Origin of the sequence: Cohnella sp., from assembly GCF_041640265.1 — a bacterium.
GTDB lineage: Bacteria > Bacillota > Bacilli > Paenibacillales > Paenibacillaceae > Cohnella.
Map to the genome: position 1 here is coordinate 116436 of NZ_JBEQAP010000006.1, position 22116 is coordinate 138551.

Genomic DNA, 22116 nt, shown 5'->3' on the forward strand with positions numbered 1-22116 from the left:
TGTATCATTCGAAATCTAAGTTTTGAAGGAGGACAGCTTGCGATCCAGCACACTATAGATCTCCTGGATAATACGATAATTAGCACCCAGATCACCTAGTGACCCACGGGACGCTGAATAAATGTCCACAGCTGTATTTCCCGGGCTAGTGCCGACAATTTGGATTGTGATATCCATTGTACGGCCAGATACGGTTTTCTTCTCCATAACGATCTCACCAACCGTCTGAACCTCATGAAGTACGCGATAACCCTTCATCTTCTTAAGAATGGAACTAACCTCTTCCCAAGCACGGTCCTTCGAAAGCCTATAATAGTGAGACTTAAGCTTAGGATCCTTAGATTTATCGCTCGTATTCTCGTGGCTGCGGATCAAACCGATCAGCACTCGCTTTAGCAATGCTCTCTCTCCCTCCAGGTACCATGGCGCTACCATATATCTTACCATGCCTGACCCGGGGATTAAAGTCCAAGGATAGAGAAAACCCGCCTGTGCCGTCCGACGTGCATGTTTCTGAACCTGCTTTGGCAGGTGGGTGCCCGCAGCGAAGCTTTTGACTTCCCTTTTCGGGGGCATGTCAGCCGCTCGGCGATTTAGAGCTCCCTTGAAACAAACATTGGTTCAAAACAATTAAGCGTCGTAACGTGCAAGGCAGGAGTATTCTCATTATAAGCAGGTTGATAAGAAAAGTAAAATGTGTAGGTGCTAGGTTTTCTTCAGTTCTTCATCGGAATTGGAATCAGTATTTTCATCCGTATTTTCGGCTGCTTCCTTCAACAGCATCATCTTTTGGATAACTAGGTTGAAGTTGTAGAAGGTATATACTGCAATAATACTTCCAAAAAAGAATGGGATTAGAAACGTAAACCGGGTGCTCATGTAAATGACTGCTGCTGCTCCTAATACCATAATCAAAGACCGAATAGGACGACCGATTGTCAAGATAAGCGCATTCTTCAGCAATTGAAACGTCTTCATGTGAAAATGGGATAAGAGCGAGAAGAAGTGCAGCAGCGACACTAACAACATGAACATCAATGCGATAAATAAATACGCTACCAATTGAAATCCAGTGATTTCTTTCAAATACACCTGGTAATCAATGATTAGGATCGCGAACAATAACGCATAGAAAATGCCACCGATCATTGCTTGCTTAAAGTTATGCTTGTAGCTGCGGAAGAAGGTTTTTATCAACGGGACATCAGTATCTCCTAAAACCCATTTCCGGGCGACCGAAAACAAAGCCGAGGTCGCCGGAAATAAAGTGAAAGGTGCCACTATTGCCAACAGGATAATAACTTGCTTCAATTGATCCACTGTTTCCGCAGAGAGCAAATTCAACATGATAAACCAAAATGGAAAGGACGTGAGAAGCCATAGAACATTTGTAACCGACAATCTCATGATCCACTCGGACAGCCGATAGAAGCCGCCCATCATGCCCCGCATTTCCATGGGGATCCCTCCCTGATGACATTCGTCAGTAAGCTTGATTAGATTTTAACAAAATCCTCGGAACGGTTGTTACGAGGCTCATCACGACGCTCCGTGCGTGCACCCCGATAACCTTCGCCGCTAGGGGAGCCTGAGCTTGTGCGATTGCCTTGGTAAGGCTTCCGTTGTTGTCCGCCATAGCCTGATCCACCACGCGAATCGCTGCGTCCTTGACCTTGACGCCAAGCGCCTTGACCTCCGCCAGCGCCGCCACCGCCGCCGTAACGACGACCACCGCTGCTGCCGTAGCCGCTGCCGCCACTAGAACCGCGATTGCCTTCAAACTTGCGCTTCTTGCCGCGAACCGGATCCTCTGGGGTAAGCTCAACGTTAACATCTTTCTTGTCGCCGGTAAGGAGCTTCATTGCCGCTGCCAACAATTGTACGGAATCATATTGCTCCAAAAGCTGCATGGCAACCCATTTGAAAGGGGTAACATCATCCTCGGCACGAATCGTATCCATAATCCGTTCTGCCATCAGCTTCTGTTTGCCTTCCATTGCTTCAGAAATCGTCGGCAAAATTTTCTTAGTAATGCGGTGACGAGTCACTTTCTCGATAAAATGGAGGTGATCCGTTTCGCGAGCGGTCACAAATGACCATGAAGTTCCTTCTTTACCCGCACGTCCTGTCCGTCCAATCCGGTGAACATAGCTTTCAGGATCCTGCGGCAAGTCGAAATTAATAACGTGGGTTACACCGGAGACATCAAGTCCGCGAGCTGCAACGTCCGTCGCCACTAATACGTCGATACTGCCGTCACGGAATTTACGCATGACGGTATCCCGTTGATTCTGCGATAAATCACCATGCAATCCATCACATGCATAACCACGCTTCATCAAGGCTTCCGACAGCTCGGCTACACGACGTTTCGTACGACCAAAAATAATAGCAAGCTCAGGCGGTTCCATGTCGAGCAGGCGGCATAAGCCGTCGAACTTCATGCGTTCTTGGATTTCAACATAAAATTGTTGAATCATTGGCGCACTGATTGTTTTCGACATAACGGAAATGTGCTCAGGATTACGAAGGAATTGTTGAGCAAGCTTCTGAATGTTCGCAGGCATTGTTGCAGAGAAGAGCAACGTTTGACGGTCATCCGGCACAAGCTTCAGAATGGACTGAATGTCATCCATAAAGCCCATGTCCAGCATCTCATCCGCTTCATCTAGTACAACCGTACGAACATCGTCTAAACGAATCGTCTTACGATTGATGTGGTCGAGTAATCGACCAGGTGTTCCAATAATGATCTGCGGCTTCCGCTTCAATGAGCGGATTTGACGTGAGATGTCTTGACCGCCATATATAGCCAAGGAGCGAATGCCCTTGAAACGTCCAAGCTTCTCGATTTCTTCAGCTACCTGAATGGCCAACTCACGAGTTGGTGCCATAAGCAGTGCAACGATACGATCTTCCGTCTTAGCAATCTTGTTAATCAATGGGACTCCGAACGCTGCTGTCTTACCTGTACCTGTCTGGGCCTGCCCGATCATATCTTTGCCTTGTAGGGCAACGGGAATAGCCATCGCTTGGATTGGAGTCGCCTCTTCAAACCCCATGTCCGATATGGCTTGAAGTACGTCTGACTCCAAACCAAATTCTGCAAATGTGCTCAAACTTTTTCAATCTCCTTCTGTGTTGGGCCTTCATATTACGGCTTCCAAAAAAATTATCAGTTCATTATAGCACAAACCTGCTTGAAAACTCCAGCATCAGGAAAAGAGTGCCAGTTATTGCATGGCGGTCTTCTCCCAGGGGAACATATTGTGATACGATTCCACCATCGGCTCTAGAGGGAGTGCTAACATGAAAAGGTTTGCCATAATAGGCCCCGTATTTTTGATGATCATCAGTGCCGCTGTTGTTGCTTGCGGTTTCCAACTGCTACTCATCCCCGAAAAATTGCTAAGCAGCGGGACTTCAGGTGTTGCGATGGTTATCGGTTACGTCAGTGGGTGGGGTATTAGCTGGTTGTATTTTGCCCTGAATGTCCCGATTTTGCTCTGGGGATATCGAATCTTAGGGAAACGATTTATCATGCTGAGCATGGTCACCGTATTATCCACTGCCCTTTTCCTTCAAATCATTCCAAGAATTGAGCTTACGGACGATCGACTGCTGGCAGCCGTATTCGGTGGAGTGCTCGTCGGAATTGGCGCTTCCGTATCGCTTAGATATGGAGGCTCTTCTGGCGGCTTTGACATCATCGCTTCTATTATATCACGTTACAGGGACTTACCTATCGGAATCCTCACAGTTGTGCTAAATACTCTTGTTGTGGCAGCTCTTGGATTTCTCCAGAACGATTGGAATGCCGCTCTTTATTCTATGCTGTCGATCTATCTAACGGGACGTTTAATTGATTCTGTATATACCCCACATCATAAGATTACCCTATTCATCGTAACAAATAACACGCAAGAGCTTGCCTCTCGATTACTGCAGCTCCCAAGAGGCGTAACGATCATCAAGACTCGCGGAGCTTTTACTAGCGAAGAACGGGACATGCTTATGACGGTTACCACGCGTTATGAATTGGCTGAATTACGCAAAATGATCACCGAGGTAGACTCGAAAGCTTTCGTGAACATTGTACAAACCATTGATGTGATTGGCGAATTCCGCAGACGTTAGTCTGAAAAGCATTGTGTACACATAGAATAATAATATCATTTTCTAAAAACCATTTTTTTACGATAATAATCTACAAAATACTACAATATACCTGTGTTTACTCCCGCAAATCTCGTTTATAATCTTCTTACAGAGTTTATAGGGAGAGAACACACATGAATATTCTTTTGGCTTTATTTGTAATTTTTACTACTGCAATAAGCGGACCACAGCAAGACCAAAGTTCTCTCAGCAAATTATGGAATACGGCCAAAATCGCTATGCAAGCGCAACCAGATACACCTGAACCTGATCTGCCATCCGTAGTTGCTGGTGATCCACAGCCGGATGCAGTCAAAGTCAAAGGTGTTTATGTAACAGCTTACAGCGCCGGGGGCGAACGTATGGCTTCGCTTCTTAGCTTGCTAGATAAGACAGATCTCAACGCTATGGTAATCGATCTAAAGGATGACGCTGGATATATTACTTACAAGACAGAAAACGAGAAGTTAAACTCATTAGCCACTCCGCAGCGGTTCATTAAAGATATCGGAAAACTAGTGACCACTTTGAAGGAACACGAAATCTATCCGATCGCACGTATCGTCGTATTCAAGGATAGTATTCTTGCCAAGAACCATCCTGAACTTTCTTTTATTAATAAGGATGGTACGGTATGGCAAAATTCCAAAAAGGATCGGTTCGTTAACCCCTACCGCAAGGAAGTATGGGAATACAATGTTGAACTTGCCAAGGAAGCCGCGCTGTTGGGGTTCAAAGAAATTCAGTTTGATTATGTGAGATTTCCGGAAGGCTTCGAGAAAAAAGCCGACGGGTTGAAATTCACGCAAACCGATCTCAGCAGAGTGGATATCGTCGCACAATTCGTGGAATATGCCAAGAAAGAGCTAGAACCATTTGGCGTAAGAGTGTCCGTGGACATATTCGGTTACGCAGCGTCTGTTCCTGCGGCAGAAGGTATCGGTCAAGATTTCGTCAAGATTTCGAATGCTGTTCATGTCATCTGTCCAATGGTTTACCCGAGCCATTACAGCACGGGCTGGTATAAGCAGAAATATCCGGACAAGGCTCCTTATGAGATAATCAAGGGCTCTATGGACGACACTCATAAGAAATTGGAGCCGCTTGGAGACAACAAGCCAATTATCCGTCCTTGGATACAGGATTTTACGGCAAGCTGGTTAGGCAAAGGACATTATTTGAAGTACGGTGCAGCGGAGGTAGAAGCTCAGATCAAAGCGCTTAAGGATAGCGGAGTTGATGAGTATTTATTATGGAACGCTGGGAACAAATACACTGCCGATGTTAAATACTGATAAAGAATAGAAGAAAAACCTCCAGCTCCACTCGACTACAGTGGTTCTGGAGGTTTTTTTCGTCTAAACTACCGCTTGCCCGAATCGTATGGCTCTCCTACCGCTCTAGGCGCCCGTGAAGACTTCGAGAAAACAATCAACGCAATGAGAGTCACGACATATGGGAATACCTTCAGAATGATTGGCGGAAACACGGCAAGCGAAGGGATGACCTGCGACACGTTCGCAACTGTGCTGGCAATCCCGAAGAACAGAGTAGCTGCCAGTACGCCTAGTGGTTTCCATTGCCCGAAGATCAGTGAGGCGAGGGCTAAGAAGCCCAATCCTGCAACGCTTCCGGTAAATTCGCCGGCATAGGTCACGATGATAACAGCTCCACCGAGCCCCGAGAAAGCACCCGAGATCACAACCCCGAGATAACGCATTCTCTTTACATTAACACCCGCTGCTTCAGCTGCATGCGGATGTTCTCCGCAAGCCCTTAACCGCAAACCGAAAGGCGTTCTATACAGAACGAAGGAGCTAAGAGCTACGATAAGCAGAATTAACCAAGTCACCCAATGTGTCTTCGTAAATAACAATGGCCCAAGGATAGGTATTTCGGAAAGCCAAGGGATATTGAAGGGCACAAAGCTGCTTATCCGAATATTTCCGCTGCCTGTCATGTTTCTAGCCAGGAATATCGTTATTGCCCCGGCAATCATGTTAATCGCCGTACCGCTGATGACTTGATCGGCACTCAGGTTAATGCTGGCGAAGGCATGCAAGAGTGAAAACAGCGCACCAGCCAATATTGCGGCTAACAATCCAATCCACATTACGTAAGGATTGTTCGGCCAAATCGCATGAAGCTTATATATGGTCAATGCGCCCGCAAACGCACCTATGATCATAAGACCTTCCAACCCGATATTAACGATACCGCTTCTTTCGCTGAACAATCCGCCTAATGCGGTTATAAGCAAAGGAATGGTGAAAATAATAGCGTACGGAGAGATTTGTGCAATCGTTGTCCACATACGATTACTTCACCTCCCCTTCATGCGATGTGCTTGATTTCACATTCGCTTTACGACGGATCAGCCATCTGACCAATCGTTCAATTAGAATGCTGGTAGCTGAGAAATAAATAATAATAGCGATGATAGAATCTGCGATTTCCGGTGGAATATCCGTCATTGCATTCATGAATCCCCTGCCTGAATAAAGGAGACCGAAGAATAACGCGGACAACAGTACTCCTACCGGCGTATTGGCCCCGAGCAAGGCGACAGCAATCCCATCAAAGCCTTGGCTTGGTAAAATGCCAATCTGGATATTCGACGCGTTACCGGCATAGAGCGCTACTCCGCCTATACCCGCGAGCCCGCCCGAAATCGCCATGGACAGAACAATGCTCCGATTGACCGCGATACCCGCATATTCAGCGGCATGCCGATTATGTCCGACCGCCTTCAGCTCATAACCGAACGTCGTTTTATTGATGATGAAGGCTACGATGATGACGATCAGAATGGCAACAAAAAGCCCCAAATTGATGTAAGAACCATCAAACATTTCGGTAAGGAAAGGAACCTTCAGAGAAGCGGCTTCCGGCAGAGGCTTGGATTCCGTTTCAAGAAATTCCCCTTTCAGATACGCAGGGACCGCATAATAGATGGTCCAATAAGCAATCCAGTTCATCATGATGGAGGAGACAACTTCATGGACGTTGAATTTAGCCTTTAACAAGCCGGGAACGAATGCCCAAAGCGCTCCGCCCAGAAACCCTGCGATCAGCATTAGAGTTAATAGCGGTGCCTTTGGAAGATCCAAGCTTAGTCCGACGGCGGATGCACAGAAACCACCGAACAGCAATTGACCCGCGACACCGATATTAAACAAGCCCGTGCGGAAAGCGAAGGCCACAGAAAGTCCGCTAAAAATTAACGGTGTTGCAGTAGCAAGCGTATTACCGATTCTTTCGGGATTTTTGAGCCCGCCCTCGAACAAATACGAATAACCTGTAATCGGGTTATGTCCGGTTACCGCCATCAGGAGAGCACCAGCCAGCAATCCGAATAGTACGGCCATTAAGGAGACGACAACTCTATTATTCATGCGCCTTCCTCCCTTTTTACGCCAGCCATCATCAACCCGAGCTCATTCTCGTTTGTTTCCGATGCTTGAACCAGACCGACCATTTCACCATTGTTCACGACCGCAATGCGATCCGAGATGTTCATAACTTCCTCCAGCTCAAGCGAGACAAGCAATACAGCTTTGCCATTGTCCCGATGCCCAATTAATCGTTTATGGATATATTCGATTGAACCGACATCAAGTCCGCGCGTAGGCTGAACAGCAATGAGCAGAATCGGATCCCGCTCAATTTCCCGGCCTATAATCGCCTTTTGCTGATTGCCTCCAGACAGCGAACGTACAACAGAAGAAGCACCTTCTCCGGATCTGACATCGTAGCTTTCAATAATTTCTTTCGCATATTGCCCAATCATTGTTTTCTGCAATATTCCCCTTCGAGAATAGGGTTCATGATAATATACCTCGAGCACCATGTTCTCCGCCAGCGTGTAATCCAGTACTAAGCCCCGCTTCTGACGATCCTCAGGGATATGCCCGATTCCTCTCTCGATCCGATTCCGGATCGATTTCCCGGTTATATCTTGTCCATTCAGATAGACGCTTCCCGACTCCTCTTTGCGAAGGCCGGTAATCGCTTCAATCAAGTCTGATTGTCCGTTGCCCTCAACCCCTGCTATACCAACAATCTCGCCTGCTCGAACTTCTAGCGAGAAGCCTTTAAGGGTTAAACACTTTTTACTATTCCTGACAGTAAGCGAATCCACTTTTAACACGACTTCGCGAGGTACACTCTCTGTCTTGTCAACCTTAAAGGATACTTGCCGACCGACCATCATTTCCGCCATGTCCGCTTCACTCGTTGGGGCAACTTCAACCGTTCCGATTGTCTTGCCTCGCCGAATAACCGTACATCGATCGGCGAACGCTTTGATCTCCTTCAGCTTGTGCGTAATAATGATGATCGATTTACCTTCGGCAATCAAATTTTTCATGATACGCCCAAGCTCTTCGATTTCCTGCGGAGTCAACACCGCGGTTGGCTCGTCCAATATCAACACATCAGCGTTCCGATAAAGGGTCTTTAAGATTTCAACCCTTTGCTGCATGCCCACCGAAATATCCTCAACTTTAGCATAAGGGTCTACATTTAATCCGTAACGCCGGGATAGCTCTTCGATTTTCTTCCCAGCCTTTTTGATATCAATCCCTAGCCCAAACCACTTTCGCGGCTCGATTCCGAGAATAATGTTCTCCGTTACAGTAAAGTCCTCTACCAGCTTGAAATGCTGATGAACCATCCCAATCCCAAGCTCATTTGCCACATTCGGGTTTGAAATTCGGACTTCCTTCCCATTTATCTTGATAAAACCACGGTCGGCTTGATACATGCCAAACAGAATACTCATCAGAGTAGACTTCCCCGCGCCATTCTCTCCAAGCAAAGCATGGATTTCTCCCCGCTTCAAGCGCAATGTAATATCGTCATTCGCGACGATGCCAGTAAATTCTTTCCTAATGTTCAGCATCTCCACTACGTATTCCATGGAATGCTCCCCCCTTAAACAGGACGATTAGTTGTACATTTATTAGGTTCGATGAACTTTTCGTAATGTCTTGGCGCTTAGTAATCGTTCAACACGCCTGATAAGCATGAGCTTATCAGGTCTGTTGAACAAAAAAAGACGGTGTGCCCGTCTTTTTTGTATTCAATTCACCGAATCAATTACTTAATCAATGTTCCTTGTTCGCCAGCTACTTTAATTTGACCGGATTGCAATTGCTTGAACACTTCATCGACTTTCGTCATCGTCTCTGCACTCAAGTTTGGATTTTCCTTCGGAAGACCCACGCCGTTATTTTTAGCGTCGAACGTCAGCGTTTGGCCGCCTGGGAAAGTGCCTTCTTTTTCTGCTTTGATCATATCATAGGCAACGGTATCGATTTGCTTCATAGCGGAAGTCAGAATGACTGATTTACCGTCCGCTTTCACGCCGTCTTTATATTGGTCTACATCTACGCCTACAACCCAAACATCAGAACGGTTTTTGGCTTCATTAATAGCACCTACGCCTACGCCGCCTGCTGCTGCGAAGATAACCTTCACGCCGCGGTCATACATTTGAGCGGCCAATTGTCCGCCTGCCGCTACGTTATCGAAGCTGCCTTGGTACACAACGTTGTCTGCTTTTATCGTAACCTTCGTGCCTAATGTTTCGTTAGCATAAGCAAGTCCTTGTTGGAAGCCCCAGTTAAACTTCTGAACCGCTGGAATTTCCATCCCCCCGATAAAGCCCGCTTCGCCTTCCTTCAGTTCAAGCGCAGTAGCTACACCAGCCAAAAATCCGGACTCATGTTCAGCGAAGAAGACAGAAACAGTATTGGGCTTGACGACAGGAGCAAAATCTCCAGAATGCGGTGCTCCATCGATAATAACGAACTTCGCGTCCGTATATTTGTCTTGTGATTTGAAAATCGCCGTCTCGAACTTAAAGCCCGGAGCTAGGATGAATTTAAAGCCCGCATCATAAAGATTACCGATTTCTTTCGTATAATCGGCTTCCGTTGTTCCTGTTGGTTTCAAATATTTTTCTTCCAAGCCAAACTCTTTTACTGCTTTAAGTACGCCTTCCCAAGTTCCTTGGTTAAAAGATTTGTCGTCGATTGTTCCCGAGTCGGTAACCATACCAACTTTGAAATTAGCCGCAGGACTTGCTGCCGGAGCGGTGCCCTCAGCTGCAGGCGAGGTTGCCTTATTGCCCTCATTGCTTTTTCCGCAACCAACGAGCACTGTAAATACCATTGTTAGAATAGCTAACGCTACAATTCCTTTTCTCATTCTAAGAAACCTCCCAATATCTAATGGTTTAAACATATTGCCGATTATAGCAAGCTTACATTCGTTTAACAATCTCCCTGACTAGAGAGATAAAACGCGGCTTCGTGCGATTAGCTGCCTCGATGACCTGCTCGTGGCTTAATGGCTCAAGGTGCTCTCCAATAGCCATGTCGGTTACGCACGAGATTCCGATTACCTTCATAGCCATGTGACTGGCAACGATAACTTCCGGAACTGTGGACATCCCAACTGCGTCTCCGCCAAGCTTACGCAACATCGTCAGCTCTGCTGGAGTCATATAAGCCGGACCCGTGATCCCCGCGTAAACACCCTGTTGGATTTCAATCCCCAGAGATGCAGCGGCTTCACGGACAAGAGTAAGCAATTCTGGTGTGTACGCTCTGCTCATATCCGGAAAACGAGGTCCTAACTCAGACTCATTCGATCCGATGAGAGGATTATCTCCCGTCATGTTCAAATGGTCCTGGATAAGCATTAGATCTCCCGCTTGAAAAGCGGGATTCATGCCCCCGCATGCATTCGTGACGATTAACTGCCCAGCTCCTAATGCCTTCATCACGCGCACAGGAAAAGTTACCTCTTGCATGGAATAGCCTTCGTAATAATGAAACCTTCCTTGCATGGCGATAACCGTCTTATTATGCAATCGGCCCGTTACAAGCTGACCTGCATGCCCTTCAACAGTCGAGACCGGAAAGTGCGGAATCGATTCGTAAGGAATCCGGACAGCCTCTTGAATGTCGTCAGCGAGCTCTCCCAAACCGGAACCTAAGATAAGACCGATTTGCGGTTGAACGGTAATTTTCGACTGAATATAAGTCTTTGCCTCTTCCATTCTTTGAAGCAACTGGCCCATTTCATTTCACCTCCTTTGCAGTATACCCCGATAAGGCTTCGAAGCTAACCATAAGTCCACATGATTTACTTGATTTCTCCAACCAACAAGGGAGGTGGAGTGACACGCTGCCCAGAAATTTGAATCGACTCGTAGATCCTGATCAGCACTTCTTCAATCGACTCCCTATTCGCATGAATTGTCACAAGCGACTCTCCAACCTGAACGGGATCTCCGATCTTCTTGTGCAGAAAAATACCGACCGCTAAATCGATTGTTGAATCTTTTGTTGCACGGCCGGCACCTAGCAGCATCGCAGCAAGTCCCATATTCTCCGCGGCTATAGTTGCAACAAAACCCGCTTCCTTCGCAGGTACCTCGAAGCGGTACTTAGCCGTTGGTAATCGTTCTGGAGCATCAACAACCGATGGATCGCCACCTTGAGCAATTAGGAAGATCTTGAATTTCTCCAAAGCTTGACCCGTGGAGATTGCTTCCTCTAATAGCTTGCGAGCCGCTACTTTATCGGCTGCTACACCTGCCAGCACAGCCATGTGGCTGCCCAGCGTTAAGCATAGATCAGTCAAATCTTCTGGTCCGACACCTTTAAGGGTATCAATGGCTTCCTTCACTTCGAGGGCATTGCCAATCGCATTGCCGAGCGGTTGACTCATATCGGAGAGTACGGCTACCGTCCTCCGTCCTACTCGGTTACCAATGTCCACCATACATGCCGCGAGCTCTTCCGCCTCGGACATTTCTTTCATGAAGGCGCCATCGCCTGTTTTTACGTCCAAGACAATGGCATCCGCACCGGATGCGATCTTCTTGCTCATAATGGAGCTTGCAATAAGGGGAATGGAATTCACTGTACCCGTAACATCCCTAAGGCCGTAGAGCTTCTTGTCTGCTGGCGTCAGATTATCGCTCTGACCGATGACAGCAAGCCCGTTTCGGTTGACAAGCTCTATGAAGGTTTCATTGTCCATCTCGACATGGAAGCCAGGCACAGATTCCAGCTTATCGATCGTTCCCCCTGTATGTCCTAAGCCTCTTCCAGACATCTTGGCCACGGGGACACCAATAGAAGCAACTAGTGGAGCTAGGACAAGTGTAGTCGTATCACCTACGCCGCCAGTGCTATGCTTATCCACTTTGATTCCGGAAATTGCGGAAAGATCAATCGTTTCGCCTGAGTGTACCATCGCCATTGTCAAATTCGCTCTTTCCGTTGGCGTCATTCCACGAAAGAAAATCGCCATCGCCATCGCAGACATTTGATAATCGGGGATCGTCCCTTCGGTATACCCCCTGATAAGGCTGTTAATTTCTGTTTCCGTTAATTCGCCGCCATCGCGTTTCTTAGTAATCAAATCCACAGTTCTCATAGAGGCATTCCTCCCTACTTGCTTTCCTGCTGGGTTTAGTAATCTTGACCTGTCCCGCCTGTTACGATGGCAACCGAAGAGCTAGCTCCAAGCCTTGTTGCCCCAGCTTGAATAAATTTGCGAGCCCCTTCTAAATCCCGAACGCCGCCAGATGCTTTAATACCCATGTCTGGACCGACGACATGTCGAATGAGGGCAATATCCTCGACAGTCGCTCCGCCGGTACCGAAACCTGTCGATGTTTTGACAAAATCGGCACCCGCTTCTTTACATAGCAATGAAGCTTGCCTTTTCTCTTCATCCGTCAAATAGCAAGTCTCGATAATGACTTTAACGGCAGCTTTTCCTTTGCACGCTTTAACGACCTCTTCAATATCATGCTTAACTGCCTCGCTGTGACCTGATTTTAACGCTCCCACGTTTAGTACCATATCAATCTCGGTCGCTCCGACCGAAATCGCGTCCGCGGCTTCAGCAGCTTTGATCTCCGTACGACTGGCTCCAAGCGGGAATCCAATAACCGTAGTAAGTCCGACCTGACTTCCCGCCAATTCCCGTGCGGCAACCGGCACCCAATACGGATTTACGCAAACCGTTGCAAAACCATGTCGCTTCGCTTCCTTGCAAATCCGGATGATCTCAGCTTCTGGACTTACCGCGCTTAGTATGGTGTGATCAATCATTCCCGCAATTTGTTCAGGTGTCATCGTTGTCATTCTCCTATATGTCTAATTTGTCCAACAAAGCTTTTGCAGTAATCTGATCCGTCACCAGCGTGTTCGCATATTTACCCTTCAATGCGCCGAAGATCGCATTCACCTTAGAAGGTCCGCCAGCGACAAGAATGGAGTGTTCCTTAAGACGTAAGTCAACAAGGTCGATTCCAACCGTCCTCTCATCCAGGTTTGGCAGACAAATTTCTCCATTACGATCATAATACCGCGAGCATATGTCGCCAGCCGCATTATTTCTAATCACTTCAAGCTCATCTTCGCGAAAATAGTTAGAGTTAATCAGTACGGAATCCGGTGTCGGAGCTCCTGCCGTAAAAACCGCAATATTTGCATTCTTCCCCATATCTATAACTCTGCGAATATGGCGGTCGGTGAACATCGATTGCTTAACCACGATATGGTCTACTATGGCCGGCAAATACATGAAGTAAGGCGTGACATTAAAGGCCTTACCAAACAAATGGACAATCTCTGAAGGAGAGATCTGAATGTCTGCGTCGCTTACCCCGCCGTTTAATTGCACAACGAAGGAGTTAATGAGCGATTTCGACTTCAACTGCAACGCAACCTGATACATCGTCGAACCCCAGGATGCCCCAATGGTGTCGCCATCTTTGGCAAGTTCATAGACATAGGTTGCTGCAGCTTGTCCAATATATCTTTTTACAATACTGTCTTCATAAGTAGGCGTAAAAGCGACAACGACATGTTGAAGTTGAAATTTTTTCTTCAGGTGTTTCTTAAGAACCTCGACATCTTCAGTCGGATCCTGAATTTCAATGGTGACGATCCCTTCCATTTTGGCCTGCTGAAGAAGACGCGAGACGGTAGGCCTGGAGACGCCAAGCGTTTCCGCGATTTGGTTTTGGCTGTAATCAAGTTGATAATACAGCTTAGCAGCTTCAATCACTTTCTTGATTTTGTCGTTATCCAACAAAAGTCTCACGCTTTCATGTTACATATTTTGAAATTCTGTTCATCAATGGTGAAATTATGTTCTCAAACATTATTATAATAGATATTAAGGTTCCGCGCTAGGTGAATTTACATACAAAAAAGCTGACGCTCATCTCTGAACATCAGCTTTACTCCCATCAACTATGCCCGAAGCTTCTCAGCCAGCTTTATGAATGTATTCAGCACACGATCAACACGAGAACGCAGAGGAGGATGCACCGGCATTCCCTCATCATCAAAGCGACGTTGTTCGCTTCCTAGGGATATCCATTCCGGACAATTGACTCCATGTACATTTCGAACAATGACCTGTAAATGCTGAAGCGAACTCACGCCGACAGCGCCTCCGGCTGAGCTAATCGACAACACCATTTTTCCATCGAACTGGTCACCGCCTAAGTAATCCAAAGCATTCTTCAATACCCCGGAAACACTTCCATGATACTCCGGCGTGGAGAGCACGACGGCATCAGCCGCTGCAACGCTATTAGCCAATTGCCTGACAGATTCGGGGTCAGTGTCCGCATCAGGGTCATAAAAAGGCAGAGGCTGCGAGTACAAATCCCAGAAATCGATTGTATGACCGCCTATCGCTAACCTTTCTCCCACATATCTTGCCATCTGAGTACTCGTGGATTTCCGGTGATTGCTTCCGGCGATAATAGCAATTCTCATAAATTACCCCACCTTCATGAACTTTATATACATATTATTATAATATGTATGAAAGTGTCAAAGCATAATTATTTTTCAATGACATAGGCAGACCCTTTATTAGCACGTCGCTTCTCGACCAAGACAATCTCCTTGATTTCCGGTGCCTCCACATAGTGCTTGGAGATGTGCATTTCAACCTCATTCATGACCTCCAAATCGGAGTCTCCCATCACTATGACAACGACCTCTCGATTCGACAACTGTACTTCAAGTTTATAAAGATACACAATACCCACCCCCCCGCAGCTTGGCGTACCCACAAAATAAGAGGGACTGTTCAGGCAAGACCGAGTCGGTCTTCCTGGGCAGTCCCCGCGATTCATCATTGCTTATTGAGACAAACGCATAGCCAAGTTATATAAGTCAAGATTAAAGGATTTCTTAGTGGAAACGACCTTATCGATGTCAGTAGCTACGAATTCACCCTTTACGATACCAATTCCTTTGCCGGAATCGCCTTCCATCAGCCGCTGCACTGCATAATCGGCAAGCTGGCTCGCAAGGATTCGGTCATTGTGTGTCGGTGAGCCTCCACGCTGGATATGACCCAATACCGTGACTCGCGGCTCAATATAACTATATTCTGTAATCCCTCTTGATATTTCGTCACCTGAGCAAACACCCTCAGAAACGATAACAATGCCATGACGTTTACCCTTCTGGAAGTTATCCTTCATTCGCAAGGAAATGTCTTTCACATCGAAGGGAACCTCAGGAACAATTATCGCTTCCGCACCGCTTGCTAATCCAGCGTATAGTGCAATATCACCGCAATGGCGTCCCATGACCTCAACAACCGAAGACCGTTCGTGTGAAGTCATTGTATCGCGAAGCTTGTTTATCGCGTCCACAACAATGCTTACCGCAGTATCAAACCCGATCGTGAAGTCTGTGAAGGGAATATCATTGTCGATCGTTCCCGGCAAGCCCATTGCCTTAATGCCAAGCTTACTTAGCTTGTTTGCCCCTTGGTAAGAGCCATCTCCCCCAATAACAATCAATCCGTCGATACCTTGCTCCCGAAGAACATCAGCTCCGCGCTGTTGACCTTCCGGAGTCATAAACTCCTTGCAACGAGCGGTCTGAAGAATGGTTCCACCGCGTTGAATAATATCACCTACGCTTCGCAAATCCATAGGTCTAAGATCTGCGTTCAATAACCCTTGATATCCGCGTTGTATGCCATACACTTCTAAGCCGCGGAACAACCCGCTCCGGACAACGGCGCGAACAGCCGCATTCATCCCTTGAGAATCTCCACCGCTTGTTAGAACGGCTATCTTTTTTACTGCGCTCATATATGAATTCCTCCCTAGTATATCCATGCTGTCACATGGCCTTCCTAATCCAATAGCTGTTTAACCAGAAGAACAATCTTGTCCATGGGCTCCCTTTCATTAGAAGCTTAGCGGTCTTACGGACTTCGCGTTGATCTCTAACCTTCGGATCGGATAAGTAGAGCGCTACAAGTCCCTCGACGATCATTCTATGAAAATGTCCGAAGGGCAGCTCGTCTGCAGATTTACGTGCGGCTAGAACCATCTGTCCCATTCGTTCATTCAACATCTGTTGATTTTCGTAATAGCTGCAAAAGTTAAGATCACCGCCAATTTCATCCTCTGCTTGATCAATCAAATAATCAAGAAGAATATGCAAGCCGCAAATAGAGGGAAAATAACTTTCCTTAATGGTTTCTGCCTGATGGGCATCCAGCGAGGAATCGCTGGCTGCAAGGAAGAGCATAAACATTCCTAATGTAGATCCTGTTGCGGCAGCGAATTCATTCCATTTCAACTGCGGGTAACGCGCCGAGTGTATTCCCCACCAGTTCAACAGCTCTTGCTCCCGCTTTGAATGGGTAATATGCTTGTAAACCTGCAAATCCGCATATAGCTGAACCAATTCTCTGACATGCTTCTGAACATATTCATAGGATGGCAGTGCGGCTATCGAATTCCTGCATTTCATGACTAAAGCCAATAAATAGCCCCCGTCATCCTGTTCAACCCGAAACGAATAATAATTCGCCGTTGGCGCTTCCGGTGTCACTGCATCCAGCATGCTTTGGTGCAGCAGCCGAAAATCGTCCGGATCCAAGGACGTGCTTCTATCACATAGATTATCTAAATAATCGCTAATGGTTTGCAGAGCTACGATCAATGGGATCAATATATGTCGCTGTTCTAGGTTGGCCGCCGCATAAACCCCTCCACCCTCGCAATGAAATTGCTTAGCGTTCATGCTATCCAGTGCTTGCTTACGAAGCTCCGGATCGGGAATTGCATTAGCTATTGCTCGCCATCGATTCAGTTCTGCCCGAACCTCTGGCAAAATATATTTATATACTCTCTTCATAAGTGAGATCGGCCCGCGTGGGGAGTGCCCTGCCAATAGACTTTTCGTGTGCATTTTAAGTGGTCCACCGCTTTCCTCTAACCGCTATGCTGTTTCGTATCCCTGTCTAAATCTTGCTGGGTACGGAACCAAATATGGAGATCGTTGATTCGACTAGCCAAATCAGCAATATCATCATTTATCCGACATGATTCCAAGAAATCATCTTCGTTGAACAGCAGCTGAGTTTTAATTCTGATTGCCGCCTCGAAACGCATGACATGCTCAGGAATGTTACCTCGAATCATTTCCCACTTGGCCAATACAGCGGTTTGATGATCTAAGTTCAGCTCATCCCAATCATTTGTCAAACTAGGGATCAATATTCCGTGCCTTTCGCTATATTCGAATTGGCGTTCAAGCCACCCCATATCAACGCGCATGATTCTCCATCCAATCTTCTTGCTAGAGCATCACCATAAGCAATATTCTTTAATTTATCATTTCACACTTATGAAATCCAGCTTAAATGTAATATATTCATCCGTAAAGTTCGTCGAAAATCTGATATAATACAACCTATCTTAGATCGAGCGGGCTGGTTATTCCGTATTAAAGGAGCTTTCTCATGACGACATCTAATGAGCCGGTCACACTGAGACGGCTTTTCATGTTTTTTATCCCAATGGGCATTTCCGTCCTATTAATTAATTTGTCACATGTCATTATTAATGGAACCTTAGCACGGTCCAGCAACCCCGAAATCATTCTCGCAGGTTACGCGCTTGCTATGAGTTTGCTCATTGTAACAGAGAAGCCTGCGATTCTCCTTCGACTAACCTGCTCTGCTTTGGTAAGAGACCGCACTTCCTTCCGTGCCGTTCGCCGTGTGGCTGTCTATGTCTTCGGTGCATCTCTTGCATTCGGAGGGCTTATTGCCTACACACCGGTTGGACATTGGATATTCGGCGGTGCTTACGGTGCCGATCCGACCGTAGAAAGGGAAGCTATACAGGTTTATTATGCGTTGATGTTTTTGTCTGTTTTTTCTGGCATTCGTTGTCTTTACCAAGGTGTTATCATCTACCAAATGAAAACGCGATGGCTGACCATAGCGATGGTTTTCCGTTTATCTGCGATGTTCGTGCTCTCGCAATACTTCTTACATGTCGGAGTTACGAGTGCCCTGCAAGGATCAATTATTTTCGTCTTCGGGATGGTAATAGAAGCAACGGTAAGTTGGATAGAATCCTCAAAGCTGCTAAAGAAAATGCCGGAGAAGGCTAATGAATGTGAAATCACAAAACCGAAGCAAGTAATGGCTTTTTATAATCCGTTACTCTATTCCTCTCTAATTGTAGTATGGATACTCCCTATCATGAACGCCCTATTGGGGACAACAGAAAGAGGGACACTCGCCGTAGCGTCGTTCGCGGTAGCCGGCAGCCTTATGAATTTAATCCTTGGATTCTTTACCTATTTCCATCAAATTGCTTTGCTATTCGTGAAGTCACACCCGGCACTTGTTCGTAAGTTTACATTGATGCTTGGATTCATCCCTCCTTTTCTCATGATATTATTAGCTTTCACACCAATTGGGGCTTGGATGTTCTCACATGTGCTAGGGGTGAAGGGAGAATTACTTGAGGCTTGTATTCATGCGCTGAGAGGTTTTTTCCCATTTGTGCTTATATTTCCTTGGCTAGACACCTTAAATGGTATCATCATGGCTCACGGAGAGACAAAACTGATGTTCCGCTCTCAGATTTGCAACGCTGTCGTTACAGGCATCATTATCGTCCTGCTCACTCTACTGTTACCGAGCTGGAGCGGTGTGTTAGGCTCCTTAGCACAATCCGGAGGATTATTCGTAGAATTATTTTTCTTAATATGGCTGTTCAGGCGAGGTCACCGAACGGACCATTAACAGACTAGCATTGCTTAACGAACAGGAGATTATCCAAATGAAAGATACCCACTCATTAAAAGGACAGCTATTTGTATTACGAACAATGCAGTTCGTTAATTATGCAACAATGGTGCTGCTGATTTCCTACTTTCCTTTATATTTCGAAAGCCTCGGCTTTACGAAGCTGCAAATCGGAGCGATCTACTCCGTAGGCCCATTCTTGTCAATCGTTTCTAATCTAGCGGTAGGAGTCTTAAGCGATAGGACCAAGAGCTTGCGCCGGATACTCAGCTTGCTCTTTATCGTTCAGATTTTGGCGCTCGCTTTACTGTTACCCCAGAAGGAATTCGGCATCATGGCTGGCATTATGGCCTTATTTTATTTATTCCAAACTCCAATCAACTCTATGTTAGACAGCGTATCACTGCTTGCGGCCGATCAAATGAAGCGCAGCTTTCCGGCTATCCGTATGTTTGGCTCGCTCGGATATGCGCTTTGCGCCGTTATTTTCGGATATTTACTGAAGGTTTACGGGTCAGACCTGACCATAGCGCTTACTCTGGGAGCAATCGGAATTTCGTTAATCTTCTCCTTCTTCGTCAGTGATTTTCAAGCAACTTTGAAAAAATTTGAATTTAGCGGATTATGGATTCTTCTTCGCAAACAGGAAACCGTCGCTTTCTTCTTGTTAATTATGACTGTTTCAGTAGCTCATCGGATGAATGAAGGCTTCCTGTCTATAGCTATGAGGGAAATCGGCGCTGACGATTCAGTTATCGGTTACGCTTCACTTGCTTCTGCCACAAGTGAAATTCCGATGTTCTTCCTCCTTGCCAAGTACGGTCACCGGTTTCGCGAGCTGCCCTTGCTCGCTGTCGCCAGCTTTACATATGTCATTCGGTTGGGACTTCTTAGCATGGCAACCGAGCCCTGGATGATGGTTGCCTTGCAAACGATGCACAGTATTACTTTCGCCATCTTCTATATTACCGCATTACGCACTCTGCAATCCTTAATCCCCGATGAGTACCGTTCATCCGGACTAGCGGTCTTCGCTGTTGTGTGGTCTGGTATAGCGGGCTTGATAGCTGGAACTCTCGGTGGCTGGCTGTATGACGCTCTTGGCCTTGCTGTTGTTTTCCGTACCGGTGCGGCGTTTGCTTTAGTTGGTGCCCTCGGCTTCTTATTTGTCCATTTCCGCAGGACTAGTCCTTAATGAATAAACCTTCTGACACTTTCGTATTAGGGAACAAAAATGGCTGCAAAGGAATCCCTTTGCAGCCATTTATATTTTAGCCCGTTTCCGCTTGAGGCTCCCAAATCGTTTCGTCGTCTGTCCGGGTAACCATTACCCGTGAGATTCGTCTTTGATCGGTTTCTTCAATCGTGAAGCGGTAGCCTTGCTCCGATTGTACAAACTGGTCCTTCATTGGCGGGTTCTCAATCTGAGAATGAATCCAGCCGCCTATCGTATCATAATCATCCGTTGAGATCTCAAGACCGAAGAAGCTATTCACCGCTTCAATGAGCATCATGCCATTAATCGAATAGGTATTCTCATCATGTTTCTCTACATCCGGACGTTCTTCATCAAACTCGTCTTGAATCTCCCCAACAATTTCTTCCATAATATCTTCCAGCGTGACCAAACCTGAAGTTCCGCCATATTCGTCTATTAGGATCGCAATTTGCGACTTTCTCTTCTGCATAAGCTTCAATAACGTACTTATCGGCATACTCTCCGGTACTGTCGTCATTGGGCGCATCACTTCTCGAATGTCAAGAATAGAGCTGTCGGAAACCTTCAAAAGGTCCTTAATGTGAACAAATCCGATAATGTTGTCTTTGTCTTTCTCGCATACGGGATACCTAGTGTGCATTTCGCGTAATGCGATGCTTTTGTTTTCCTCGAACGACAGATTGCCGTATAAGCAGCTCATCTCCGTTCGGGGAATCATAATTTCCCTTGCATTCGTCTCGGCGAATTCGAAGATGTTGTCCATAAGCGTTAATTCTGTATTATCGATAAGTCCGCTCTTATGACTCTCCTTCACCAACACACGAATTTCTTCCTCCGTATGGGCAGATGAGGATACTTCAGAAGTGTCAATTCCAAAGGGCTTAAGCAATAAGTTTGCGATGCCATTCAGGAACCAAATAATCGGGCTCATCATTTTACGGAAGAAAATGAGCGGCTTCGCGGTCCACATCGCAACAATCTCAGCTTTGCGGATTGCGATTGATTTAGGAGCCAATTCTCCTATAACGATATGGAGAATGGCAATTACTGAAAATCCAATGACGAATGATAATGGATGAATCAGATTGTCGCTCCAGTTCATCGAAACGAACATCGGTTCAAGCATTCTAGCAATCGCCGGCTCGCCAATCCAGCCAAGACCAAGGGATGCTAATGTGATACCAAGCTGACATGCTGACAAATAGGCGTCCAGATGCTCCATCAGATGGGATGCGACTTTTGCGCGCTTGTGCCCTTCTTGTACCAAGCTGTCAATTCTTGAACCTCGTACTCTTACCATAGCAAACTGTGCGGAGACAAAAAAGCCATTCAGAAAAATCAAAGCAAAGATTAAGACCAAGTCCACAGTTAGCGGAAAGGGGTCACTGTCCAAATAATCCCTATCCTCACCAATTAGAGAGGACAGGTACACCTCCTTTATATTATAAAAAATAACAAATGAATAAATGTATAAATTCTAAAGTTACTATAGATTGCTTTACTATAGCTTAGTCTGTTTGGTTCAGTCCGTCAAACTACGATTCACCCTGTAATTCGTCGTAGTACCCATCTCTATTCGCATAAGCCTGCCTCCTATGCCGATTTTTCGA

The 22116-nt window shown here is 46.3% G+C and carries 21 protein-coding genes and 1 other RNA gene; 4 read left to right on the forward strand and 18 right to left on the reverse strand.

Annotated elements, in window-relative coordinates; genetic code table 11:
- Window positions 1-15: 15 nt before the first annotated feature.
- From ACESLK_RS07045 to cshA, 4 genes are all read right to left on the reverse strand, one after another.
- Entirely contained in the window at window positions 16-399 is a 384-nt protein-coding gene (locus ACESLK_RS07045; RefSeq protein WP_372663886.1) for a DUF1499 domain-containing protein, read from the reverse strand.
- Window positions 400-478: 79 nt separating this feature from the next.
- A non-coding RNA gene (gene ssrS, locus ACESLK_RS07050) (6S RNA) lies at window positions 479-661 on the reverse strand.
- Window positions 662-705: 44 nt separating this feature from the next.
- Window positions 706-1458 carry a YesL family protein gene (locus ACESLK_RS07055; protein WP_372663888.1) on the reverse strand — a complete coding sequence of 251 codons (753 nt, stop codon included), beginning with the start codon at window positions 1456-1458 and terminating at the stop codon, window positions 706-708.
- A gap of 38 nt (window positions 1459-1496) precedes the next feature.
- Window positions 1497-3119 (reverse strand): degradosome RNA helicase CshA, encoded by a 1623-nt coding sequence (gene cshA, locus ACESLK_RS07060; RefSeq protein ID WP_372663890.1) that lies wholly within the window; start codon window positions 3117-3119, stop codon window positions 1497-1499.
- Window positions 3120-3309: 190 nt separating this feature from the next.
- Between cshA and ACESLK_RS07065 the strand changes: the two genes are divergently transcribed.
- Window positions 3310-4137 (forward strand): YitT family protein, encoded by an 828-nt coding sequence (locus ACESLK_RS07065; protein WP_372663892.1) that lies wholly within the window; start codon window positions 3310-3312, stop codon window positions 4135-4137.
- Window positions 4138-4292: 155 nt separating this feature from the next.
- Entirely contained in the window at window positions 4293-5453 is a 1161-nt protein-coding gene (locus ACESLK_RS07070; protein WP_372663894.1) for a putative glycoside hydrolase, read from the forward strand.
- A 68-nt stretch (window positions 5454-5521) separates the two neighbouring features.
- Here the strand turns inward: ACESLK_RS07070 and ACESLK_RS07075 are convergent, their stop codons facing one another.
- The 13 genes from ACESLK_RS07075 to ACESLK_RS07135 form a co-directional block, all read right to left on the reverse strand.
- Entirely contained in the window at window positions 5522-6472 is a 951-nt protein-coding gene (locus tag ACESLK_RS07075; RefSeq protein WP_372663895.1) for an ABC transporter permease, read from the reverse strand.
- A gap of 4 nt (window positions 6473-6476) precedes the next feature.
- Window positions 6477-7553: an ABC transporter permease gene (locus ACESLK_RS07080; RefSeq protein ID WP_372663897.1), complete on the reverse strand. Its 1077-nt coding sequence runs from the start codon at window positions 7551-7553 to the stop codon at window positions 6477-6479.
- Window positions 7550-9079, reverse strand: a complete 1530-nt coding sequence (locus ACESLK_RS07085) for an ABC transporter ATP-binding protein (RefSeq protein ID WP_372663899.1) — start codon at window positions 9077-9079, stop codon at window positions 7550-7552. The genes ACESLK_RS07080 and ACESLK_RS07085 overlap by 4 nt, the downstream gene beginning before the upstream one ends.
- A gap of 179 nt (window positions 9080-9258) precedes the next feature.
- Window positions 9259-10371 (reverse strand): BMP family lipoprotein, encoded by a 1113-nt coding sequence (locus tag ACESLK_RS07090; protein WP_372663901.1) that lies wholly within the window; start codon window positions 10369-10371, stop codon window positions 9259-9261.
- 55 nt (window positions 10372-10426) lie between these two features.
- Window positions 10427-11248: a purine-nucleoside phosphorylase gene (locus ACESLK_RS07095; RefSeq protein ID WP_372663903.1), complete on the reverse strand. Its 822-nt coding sequence runs from the start codon at window positions 11246-11248 to the stop codon at window positions 10427-10429.
- A gap of 65 nt (window positions 11249-11313) precedes the next feature.
- Window positions 11314-12615: a pyrimidine-nucleoside phosphorylase gene (locus tag ACESLK_RS07100; protein WP_372663905.1), complete on the reverse strand. Its 1302-nt coding sequence runs from the start codon at window positions 12613-12615 to the stop codon at window positions 11314-11316.
- Between the two features lie 35 nt (window positions 12616-12650).
- Window positions 12651-13322: a deoxyribose-phosphate aldolase gene (gene deoC, locus ACESLK_RS07105; protein WP_372663907.1), complete on the reverse strand. Its 672-nt coding sequence runs from the start codon at window positions 13320-13322 to the stop codon at window positions 12651-12653.
- Between the two features lie 13 nt (window positions 13323-13335).
- Entirely contained in the window at window positions 13336-14283 is a 948-nt protein-coding gene (locus ACESLK_RS07110; protein ID WP_373228548.1) for a DNA-binding transcriptional repressor DeoR, read from the reverse strand.
- Window positions 14284-14447: 164 nt separating this feature from the next.
- Window positions 14448-14981, reverse strand: a complete 534-nt coding sequence (locus ACESLK_RS07115) for an NADPH-dependent FMN reductase (RefSeq protein ID WP_372663909.1) — start codon at window positions 14979-14981, stop codon at window positions 14448-14450.
- Between the two features lie 68 nt (window positions 14982-15049).
- Window positions 15050-15250: a DUF3906 family protein gene (locus tag ACESLK_RS07120; protein WP_372663911.1), complete on the reverse strand. Its 201-nt coding sequence runs from the start codon at window positions 15248-15250 to the stop codon at window positions 15050-15052.
- Between the two features lie 102 nt (window positions 15251-15352).
- Window positions 15353-16321 carry a 6-phosphofructokinase gene (gene pfkA / locus ACESLK_RS07125; protein WP_372663913.1) on the reverse strand — a complete coding sequence of 323 codons (969 nt, stop codon included), beginning with the start codon at window positions 16319-16321 and terminating at the stop codon, window positions 15353-15355.
- A gap of 31 nt (window positions 16322-16352) precedes the next feature.
- Window positions 16353-17432, reverse strand: coding sequence for a tetraprenyl-beta-curcumene synthase family protein (locus ACESLK_RS07130; protein WP_372663915.1), 1080 nt, complete (start codon window positions 17430-17432; stop codon window positions 16353-16355).
- A 23-nt stretch (window positions 17433-17455) separates the two neighbouring features.
- A complete protein-coding gene (locus ACESLK_RS07135) occupies window positions 17456-17800 on the reverse strand; it encodes a hypothetical protein (protein ID WP_372663917.1) in 345 nt (114 codons plus the stop codon).
- 185 nt (window positions 17801-17985) lie between these two features.
- Here ACESLK_RS07135 and ACESLK_RS07140 point away from each other — a divergent pair, with 185 nt between their 5' ends.
- Both ACESLK_RS07140 and ACESLK_RS07145 read left to right on the forward strand, forming a co-directional pair.
- Entirely contained in the window at window positions 17986-19284 is a 1299-nt protein-coding gene (locus tag ACESLK_RS07140; RefSeq protein ID WP_372663919.1) for a multi antimicrobial extrusion protein MatE, read from the forward strand.
- Window positions 19285-19321: 37 nt separating this feature from the next.
- Window positions 19322-20482, forward strand: coding sequence for an MFS transporter (locus ACESLK_RS07145; protein ID WP_372663921.1), 1161 nt, complete (start codon window positions 19322-19324; stop codon window positions 20480-20482).
- Between the two features lie 76 nt (window positions 20483-20558).
- On the opposite strand, the gene ACESLK_RS07150 is transcribed toward ACESLK_RS07145, so the two are convergent.
- A complete protein-coding gene (locus ACESLK_RS07150) occupies window positions 20559-21899 on the reverse strand; it encodes a hemolysin family protein (protein WP_372663923.1) in 1341 nt (446 codons plus the stop codon).
- Window positions 21900-22116: the final 217 nt, after the last annotated feature.

Bases quoted from the DNA above. Each gene is read 5' to 3' on its own strand.
- ACESLK_RS07055 (WP_372663888.1), bottom strand. From the start codon at position 1,458: ATGGAAATGCGGGGCATGATGGGCGGCTTCTATCGGCTGTCCGAGTGG.
- ACESLK_RS07065 (WP_372663892.1), top strand. From the start codon at position 3,310: ATGAAAAGGTTTGCCATAATAGGCCCCGTATTTTTGATGATCATCAGT.
- ACESLK_RS07070 (WP_372663894.1), top strand. From the start codon at position 4,293: ATGAATATTCTTTTGGCTTTATTTGTAATTTTTACTACTGCAATAAGC.
- ACESLK_RS07075 (WP_372663895.1), bottom strand. From the start codon at position 6,472: ATGTGGACAACGATTGCACAAATCTCTCCGTACGCTATTATTTTCACC.
- ACESLK_RS07080 (WP_372663897.1), bottom strand. From the start codon at position 7,553: ATGAATAATAGAGTTGTCGTCTCCTTAATGGCCGTACTATTCGGATTG.
- ACESLK_RS07085 (WP_372663899.1), bottom strand. From the start codon at position 9,079: ATGGAATACGTAGTGGAGATGCTGAACATTAGGAAAGAATTTACTGGC.
- ACESLK_RS07090 (WP_372663901.1), bottom strand. From the start codon at position 10,371: ATGAGAAAAGGAATTGTAGCGTTAGCTATTCTAACAATGGTATTTACA.
- ACESLK_RS07095 (WP_372663903.1), bottom strand. From the start codon at position 11,248: ATGGGCCAGTTGCTTCAAAGAATGGAAGAGGCAAAGACTTATATTCAG.
- ACESLK_RS07100 (WP_372663905.1), bottom strand. From the start codon at position 12,615: ATGAGAACTGTGGATTTGATTACTAAGAAACGCGATGGCGGCGAATTA.
- deoC (WP_372663907.1), bottom strand. From the start codon at position 13,322: ATGACACCTGAACAAATTGCGGGAATGATTGATCACACCATACTAAGC.
- ACESLK_RS07115 (WP_372663909.1), bottom strand. From the start codon at position 14,981: ATGAGAATTGCTATTATCGCCGGAAGCAATCACCGGAAATCCACGAGT.
- pfkA (WP_372663913.1), bottom strand. From the start codon at position 16,321: ATGAGCGCAGTAAAAAAGATAGCCGTTCTAACAAGCGGTGGAGATTCT.
- ACESLK_RS07130 (WP_372663915.1), bottom strand. From the start codon at position 17,432: ATGCACACGAAAAGTCTATTGGCAGGGCACTCCCCACGCGGGCCGATC.
- ACESLK_RS07135 (WP_372663917.1), bottom strand. From the start codon at position 17,800: ATGCGCGTTGATATGGGGTGGCTTGAACGCCAATTCGAATATAGCGAA.
- ACESLK_RS07140 (WP_372663919.1), top strand. From the start codon at position 17,986: ATGACGACATCTAATGAGCCGGTCACACTGAGACGGCTTTTCATGTTT.
- ACESLK_RS07145 (WP_372663921.1), top strand. From the start codon at position 19,322: ATGAAAGATACCCACTCATTAAAAGGACAGCTATTTGTATTACGAACA.